Raw genomic sequence first — 7,425 nt, forward strand, 5'->3', positions numbered from 1 at the left:
TCGATCCTTCAGCCCGAACCGATGTCCGTCCAATGGGGCGGGTCCGGATCGATGGCCTCCCCCTTCAAGCCCCGATCACGCCCCCATCTCGCTTGCGGATGACCACGGTGGCCGAGCGGGGACGGCCGTCGCTGCGGTGGTCGGGCCAACTGGAAAACGCAGTGGGCTTGGCCGGGTCGCTGCGGTCGCCCGGGGTCTCGCCGGGGTGTTGCACGTTGACGAACATCGTGCGGCCGTCGGGGGTCATGTCGATGCCGGTGATCTCGCAGCCCACGGGCCCGACGAGGAAGCGCCGGATCTCGCCCGTGGCGGGGTCGGCCGCCAGCATCGCGTTGTTGCCCAGGCTGGCCACTTCTTTGGGCCCCAGATCGCCCTGGGTGGGGTCCTTCTTGAGGAAGGCCACGCCGGGGCCCATGTCGGCGCTGCTCATGTCGGTTTGGATCCACAGCACGCCGCGCGGGTCGACCCACAGGCCATCCGGGCAGGCGAAGGCGGCCGCATCCCGCGAGCCCTTCATCCGGCCGCGGGCGTCGGCGCGTTCGGTGGCGGGGTCGCCCGCCAGCACGAAGTGCTCCCAGCGGAAGGTTTCGGCGTGGAAGTCGCCGTCCTCACGCCAACGCAGGATGTGGCCCCCCACGTTGTTGGCGCGGGGGTTGGCGGCGTCCACGCCGGGGCGCCCGGGGGCGCCGCGTTGGCTGTTGTTGGTGAGGGTGACGTAGACCTGGCCGCCCACGGGGTCGACGGCGATCCACTCGGGCCGGTCCATCTTCGTGCCGCCCAGGGCATCGCTGGCTTGGCGGGCCTGGATCAGCACCTGGCCCTGGTCGGCGAAACCGGCCGCGGCGGTGAGGGGGCCTTGGCCGTGCACCAGGGGCAGCCAACGGCCGCGGCCGTCGGCGTCGAAGCGGGCCACGTACAGGGTGCCGTGGTCCAGCAGGGTGCGGTTGGCCCGGCCGCCGCCGGGTTTCACGCGGTCACGGCTGACGAATTTGTAGATGTACTCGAAGCGGGCGTCCTCGCCCGAGTACACGACGGCACGGCCGTCTTTCGTCAGCGCGACGGTGGCCCCCTCGTGGGCGGCGCGGCCCAGGGCGGTGCGCTTGATGGGCGTGCTGCTGGGGTCGTAGGGGTCGAGCTCGACGACCCAGCCGAAGCGGTGCGGCTCGTTGGGGTGGCTGCTCACGTCGAAGCGCTCATCGTGCTCGGCCCACCGGTAGCCCCACTGCTCGCCCGGGCGCAAGCCCCAGCGGGTTTGATGCGCATTGGGGCGGTTGGGGCCACGAAAGTAGCCGATGAAGTTTTCTTCGCCCGACAAGTAGGTGCCCCAGGGCGTGCGCGAGGCAGCGCAGTTGCTCAGCGTGCCCAGCACGCGGCGGCCGCTGGGGTCGGCGGCGGTTTGCATCCACGCGTGGCCGGCGGCCGGGCCCTGCACCCGGAACGGACTGCTGGCCGTGAGCCGCCGGGCGTAGGGCGAGGGCAGCACCGGCAACCAACGGCCGTCGGCTTGGCGCGCGATCTCGCACACGCTCAAGCCGTGCGCGGCTTGGCTCTTGGCCACCTGCTCGGGGCCCCATTGGGCCCCCCCGTCGGGGAACAGCAGGCCGTGGTCGGCGTACTCGTGGTTCATCACCAACAGGCCGCGCTGGGAGCCGCGCAGCGGGAAGTAGCCCATGCCGTCGTGGTGCATGCCCATCTGCACCGCTTGGTCGGCCGCGCTGTTGCTGCCGTCGTGCCGGAAATCCGGCAGGGCGCCGCGCACGCCCACGGGCTCGCCCCAGGCTTGCAGCACCTCGGCGATGTAGCCCTCGGGCACCGTCACCGTGTCGGCCTCCGACAGCGGTACGCTCTGAAAGCCCAGCTTGCCGCCGCCCGCCGCCTGCGCGCTGCCAGCGCCCAGCAACGCGCCCAGGGCGCCGCCCTGCACGGCCAAGGGCGACAGTAGGCCAGCCACCGCCGAGGCCAAGCCCCCGCGCAACACGTGGCGGCGGCCTTGCAATGCGGGGTCGTGGATGCTGGGGTTGGCGGAGGGGTTGCTGTCCTCCATCGTGCTGAAGTCTTTGGCCATGGTGCGGCTTGGCGCCAAACAAGGGGGCGCCAGCCTGCCACAAAGCCATGACCCTTCGGTGACAGCCGGCCGCCCGCCAGAATGCGGGCTCATTTCGTCGCATGGGGGTGGGTATGGCGCTGTGGGTCTTGGTGGTCGGTCTCGTGCTGTTTTTGGGCGTGCACAGCGTCCGCATCGTGGCCGAGCCCTGGCGGCAGGCGCAAATCGCCCGCCTGGGCGCGCAGCGCTGGAAGGGCCTGTACTCGCTGGTGTCGGCCCTGGGGCTGGGCCTCATCGTCTGGGGCTACGCCCAGGCCCGGCTGGACGCCGCGCCCCTGTTCTACCTGCCCCACGGCATGGCCACGGGCATGCGGCACTTGGTGGCGCTGCTGGTGCTCGTCGCCTTCTGGTTGTTGGTGGCCGTTTACGTGCCGCGCAACCACCTCAAGGCCGCGGTCAAGCACCCCATGGTGCTGGCCGTCAAGGTGTGGGCCCTGGCCCACCTGCTGGTGAACCACACGCCGGTGGACCTGCTGCTGTTCGGCGGCTTTCTCGTCTGGGCGGTGCTGAACTTTCGGGCCGCGCGCCGGCGTCCGGTGTCGGTGCCCGCAGGCACCCTCCAGGGCACAGCCCTGACCCTGCTCATCGGCACGCTGGCCTACGCCGCCACCGCGTTGTGGGTGCACCAAGCCTGGCTGGGCGTGGCGCCGCTGCGGGCCGCCGGCGCGTGAGCACCACCGCCTACGCCCACCTGCTGGACCTGGTGGCCGGCGAGCGCGCGCATTGCGACCGCCAGGCGGAACGCCACCGCGACGCCTACCGCTGGGGGCAAACCGCCCTCATCGTGCTGAGCGCCGCGGCCAGCCTGACAGCTGGTCTGGGCCTGCTCATGGGCCCCACGCAGAGCCCCTTGCTGCAATTCGCCGTGCTCTGCCTCACCACCGTGGGCACGGCCCTGGGCGCCTGGCTGGAAATGCGCCGCACGCGCGAGCTGTGGCAGCACGAACGCGCCTTGCACCACGGCCTTCAGGACCTGGAGCGCGAGATGCACTTCCGCGGCGCCCAGGGCGAGCCCAGCGAGGCCCAAGTGGACGCCTGGTTCGAGCGCTTGCAGCAACTGCTGGGGGCGGGCAGCGAGCGCTGGGCCAAGATCGTCGAGCGCGCGCCGGGCAAGGCGGCCTGAACCGAGCCCCACCCATGGCGATGACCCTGCGCGACGCCAGCGCCGAGGCCTTGACCCTGGCCGAGACCGACGTGCCCGCCGCGGCCGCGCGCTTCCGTGAGCACCTGGCCCAGTTGCCCACGCCCGAAGCCCGAGACCCGCAAGCCCTGGCTTTGCTCGACGCCCTGGACACCATCGGCCTCGTGCAACAGGGGCAGTTCCCAGCAGCCTTGCAGCGCGCCGTGCCCGCGCTGGCCCAGCTGGAAGTCAGCCCCTGGGCCGACCGCCTCGAATGGCTCTACACCAGCTTGGCCTTTGCGCTGGGCATGTTGGGCGACACCGAGCGTGGCTTGGCCTGGGTGACCCGCGCCCTGCGCCTCACGCAGGCCCGCCCGCACAGCGAATGCCGACGCCGTGCGCTCAGCACCCAGGGCACCTTGCTGGCCATGCTGGAGCAGTGGGAGCCGGCCCGCGAGACCCTCGCCCAAAGCCTGGCCTTGGCCCAGGCCAACGGCCACGTGCGCGGCGAGGTCGTGGCGCGCTGCAACCTGGCCAACGTGTCGGTGCACGAGGCCTGGGGCCTCGACCCCGAGGACCCTCGCCGCGTGCAGCTCGGGCGACAGGCCCTGGCCCAGGCCACCCCGTCGCGCGCCCAAGCCGAAAGCCATGGCCTCGTGGGCCTGGCCGGCTTGGCGGCCAACGTCGAGGGCTTCGGCCACCTATTGAGCGGGGACGCCGAGGCGGCCGTCGAATCGTTCCGCTGCGCCATGCCCTGGACGGCCGACAACCCGTCCCTGCACGCCGAGACGCAGCTGGGCTGGGCCGTGCTGCACCGCCTGGCCGGCGACTGGGACGTGGCCCGCGCCGCCTTGGCCCGGGCCGAATGGCTGGCACGCGAGGCGCACTTGCCCCAAGTGCGCGGCTGGACCTTCGACGAAGGCATGCGCCTGGAATCCGCCGCCGGGCGCCATGACGAGGCCCTGGCCTGGGCCCGGCGCGGCATTCAGCATTGGAAAGAGCAGCTGTCCCGGCGCGTGGACGCCGTGTCGCAAAGCGCCAGCCTTTTCGAGGAGCTGGAGCACAGCCGGCGCGAGGCCGCCGCGCTGCGCCAGCAAGCCATGGCCTTGAAAGACGCGGCCCTCCAAGACCCACTCACCGGGGCCCTCAACCGCCGCGGCTTGGCCACCGCGCTGGCCACCAGCGCCTGGCGCGACCCCGCCCAGCCCGCTGTGGCCGTGCTCATCGACGCCGATCACTTCAAGGCCGTCAACGACACCCATGGCCATGCCGTGGGCGACGCGGTGCTGGTGCGTCTCGTCCGGCTCATGCAGGGGCTGGCGCGTCAGGGCGATTTGGTCGTGCGCTGGGGGGGCGAAGAGTTCTTGCTGCTGTTGCCGCACACCGAGCTGGCGGGCGGCTTGGCCGTGGCAGAGCGCCTGCGGCACGCCGTGGGACGCGACGACTGGCAGCGCCTGGCGGCTGGCTTGGCGGTCACCGCCAGCCTGGGCCTGGCCGCGTGGGGGCCCGGTGAAGCCTTGGACGACGTGCTGGCGCGGGCCGACGTCGCCCTCTACCGCGCCAAGCAAGGCGGCCGCAACCGCACCGAGGCCGGCTGACCCGCTTCGCCCCGACGCTCGTGGGTCCCTGGCGGCCTGGGATTGAGGGCGGCGGCCAGCAAGTCCGGCCCGAGCTCGGCACCGGATCGCCACGGAGCCGCCCCATCCCCTTGGCCCCCAGGCGTGGGCTGCAGCTACCGCGCTCGGCCGCCCCAAGGTGACCGATATCCAAGTTTTGATCGTCAGCCGAGAGTGATCGCCGACGTGGGGCCCGCGTCTCGGCCTGGCAAAGTCTTGAACGTGGGCTCCTGGCGCTCGCCGTCTGCGCACGCATGCGATGTCAATGTGTTGACGCACCGGGTGCGAGCTGACACGCCGAAGGTCGACCGACTCCTACAGGCTGTCTGCTGTCGGTGAGTTTTAGCGGGTCAGCGGCCGCTGCCTCCGACAGCGGTCATTGGACCGTTCGAGGGCTGAGTGACCGGTGCACACCCAGGACCGGCCCTTCAGCAGAAACTGCGCCTTGAGCCGTCGAGCCCTGACACCGCGCGCAGGTCACTATTTGTCGGCCCCAATGGGGGCAACATGAAGCTGGGCAGATACGGGTTGCCTCAACCCGACAGCACCTTGCAGTACTTCGGGTTCGCTAGGCCGCAAGCCAGTTAACGCCGAGCTGGTCAGTGATTGCTCGCCCGACCCCCTTAAGGCGTTCTGCACAACTTCTGGCCAGTCTTCCCTGCTGGGGCGACTCCTTGTAGCCGGCTTGCGAGTTCGGCCAAACGCCAGTGAGCTGCCTTTCAACATGGCGGAACCGGCCGAGCATCCAGAACTATTGCCACTCGGCGCCTCTTCGGCGCATCCTCAAGAGCCCTCAACTCGATGGGAGACCATCATGGCAAGCTCAGGCAACGCTGTTCATCGCGAACCGTGGAACAAGGGCAAGATCGTCGGGCAAAAAGCGCCATTCAAGCTGAAGGACATCTGGGCGCTGCGTGTCCGTTTCCAGATGGAAGGGCGCGTACGTGATCTCGCGCTTTTCAACCTCGGCATCGACAGCAAGCTACGCGGCTGTGACCTGATCGCGCTCAAGGTCCGCGATGTGTGTCACGGCGATCAAATGGCCACTCGATCGGTCGTCATGCAACACAAGACCCAGCGACCCGTGCAGTTCGAGATCACGTCGGCGACTCGCAGCGCACTGCAAGCTTGGATCAAACTGGCTGGCCTGAAGTCCGACGACTTTCTTTTCCCCAGCCGACTTCATGATTCGCCACACCTTGGAACGCGACAGTACGCGCGGATCCTCGGACACTGGGTCGAAGAGCTGGGCCTGGACCGCGCGGACTACGGGACGCACTCAATGCGGAGGACCAAAGCGACCTTGATTTATCGGCGCACCCATAACCTCCGCGCTGTGCAGTTACTGTTGGGTCACTCGAAGCTCGAATCGACAGTGAGATATCTCGGGATCGAAGTGGATGACGCCCTGGAGATTTCTGAGCAGACGGAGATCTGACAGGCTCCCGCAGTTGGCCGCCCTGGCATCGTCCCGGCGCGGCCGCTCTCATTGGCGGCTCTCCGACGGTCGCGTGGTCTTGGCCCAAGAAATCGCCGGCCCATGCTGGTTCGATGTTCAAGTCCTGACGTCGTGCTTAGGGACTGAACCCTAGACCTCACTGCACTCGCCAAATCAAGGATTGGCTTCACCCTCTGCAGATCGGCAATCAACAAACCCGCCATGGAACATCACCTCAAAGCGGGGAAGTTCCCGATCAAAACCGGTCTTGCCACTGTCAACCCCCCCTTAAGGGTGGTGTTGCAGATGCTCCAAAACCCTTGCCTGGAACAGACTGTTACAGCCTTTGTAGCAGAGGGCCACGACACAATGCCGCCTCGTAGGCCCCGCCTACCGGTAGCTGGCGCCTAGACCGGCAGCCGCGTCTCCTTCTCTCTCCACTGCCATGTCGATCCAAACAGCCTCGGGCGTCCCCGGGTCCGCGGAGCTCTGCGCGCCTTCTGGCGGCCAAGCTTCTGCCCCTCCCGGTACCGGCACGAGCCGTTTGCAAGCCCTTTGTGTTCTGGCCCGCCTGCACCACGTGGCGGCCGAGCCCGAGGCCTTGGCCCACGCCTTGGGCTTGACCGCCTCGCAACCAGTCTCGAACGACGACCTGCTGCGCGCCGCACAGCACCTAGACCTCAAGGCCAAGTGGTCCCGCTCCAGCATCGATCGCCTGACCCTGGCTGCTCTCCCCGCTCTGGCCCAGCTCAAAGACGGCCGCCTTGTGGTCCTCGCCCAGTGCGACGGCCAACGCGTGCTCTTCATGGACCCGGCCTCGGGCGTGGCCCGCCCCACCATCGAGCCTATGGAGGTCTTCGCCACGCAGTGGACCGGCGAGCTGCTCTTGGTCACCTCCCGCGCCACCCTGGCGGGCGAGCTGCGTAAGTTCGACTTCTCTTGGTTCGTACCCGCCCTCGTCAAGCACCGCAAGCTGTTCGGTGAGGCGCTCTTGGTCTCGCTGTTCCTGCAGCTCTTCGCCCTGGTTTCTCCGCTGTTCTTCCAGGTCGTGATGGACAAGGTGTTGGTGCACCGGGGCATGTGTCAGTGGCCACTGAATACTCCCCATATCGGGCCATTCAAATTTCCCCAGTTTGATCCTTCGCGC

Annotated in this window: 6 protein-coding genes; 5 read left to right on the forward strand and 1 reads right to left on the reverse strand. The window is 68.9% G+C overall.

Annotation, left to right across the window (positions count from 1 at the left end; all coding sequences use genetic code 11):
- Nucleotides 1–64 precede the first annotated feature (64 nt).
- Nucleotides 65–2,065, reverse strand: a complete 2,001-nt coding sequence (locus O9335_RS13115) for a PhoX family phosphatase (RefSeq protein WP_298388819.1) — start codon at nt 2,063–2,065, stop codon at nt 65–67.
- A 113-nt stretch (nt 2,066–2,178) separates the two neighbouring features.
- Between O9335_RS13115 and O9335_RS13120 the strand changes: the two genes are divergently transcribed.
- The 5 genes from O9335_RS13120 to O9335_RS13140 form a co-directional block, all read left to right on the forward strand.
- Complete coding sequence (locus O9335_RS13120; RefSeq protein ID WP_367185433.1) at nt 2,179–2,775, forward strand: NnrU family protein; 597 nt, start codon at nt 2,179–2,181, stop codon at nt 2,773–2,775.
- A complete protein-coding gene (locus O9335_RS13125; protein ID WP_298388821.1) occupies nt 2,772–3,227 on the forward strand; it encodes a DUF4231 domain-containing protein in 456 nt (151 codons plus the stop codon). The genes O9335_RS13120 and O9335_RS13125 overlap by 4 nt, the downstream gene beginning before the upstream one ends.
- A gap of 14 nt (nt 3,228–3,241) precedes the next feature.
- Nucleotides 3,242–4,822: a GGDEF domain-containing protein gene (locus tag O9335_RS13130; protein WP_298388823.1), complete on the forward strand. Its 1,581-nt coding sequence runs from the start codon at nt 3,242–3,244 to the stop codon at nt 4,820–4,822.
- Between the two features lie 832 nt (nt 4,823–5,654).
- Entirely contained in the window at nt 5,655–6,278 is a 624-nt protein-coding gene (locus O9335_RS13135) for a tyrosine-type recombinase/integrase (protein ID WP_298388825.1), read from the forward strand.
- Between the two features lie 544 nt (nt 6,279–6,822).
- Nucleotides 6,823–7,425, forward strand: a 603-nt coding sequence (locus tag O9335_RS13140) for a cysteine peptidase family C39 domain-containing protein (protein ID WP_298388827.1), incomplete at its 3' end; no start/stop codon positions are given.

The organism is Inhella sp. (genome assembly GCF_027532025.1).
Lineage (GTDB): Bacteria > Pseudomonadota > Gammaproteobacteria > Burkholderiales > Burkholderiaceae_C > Inhella.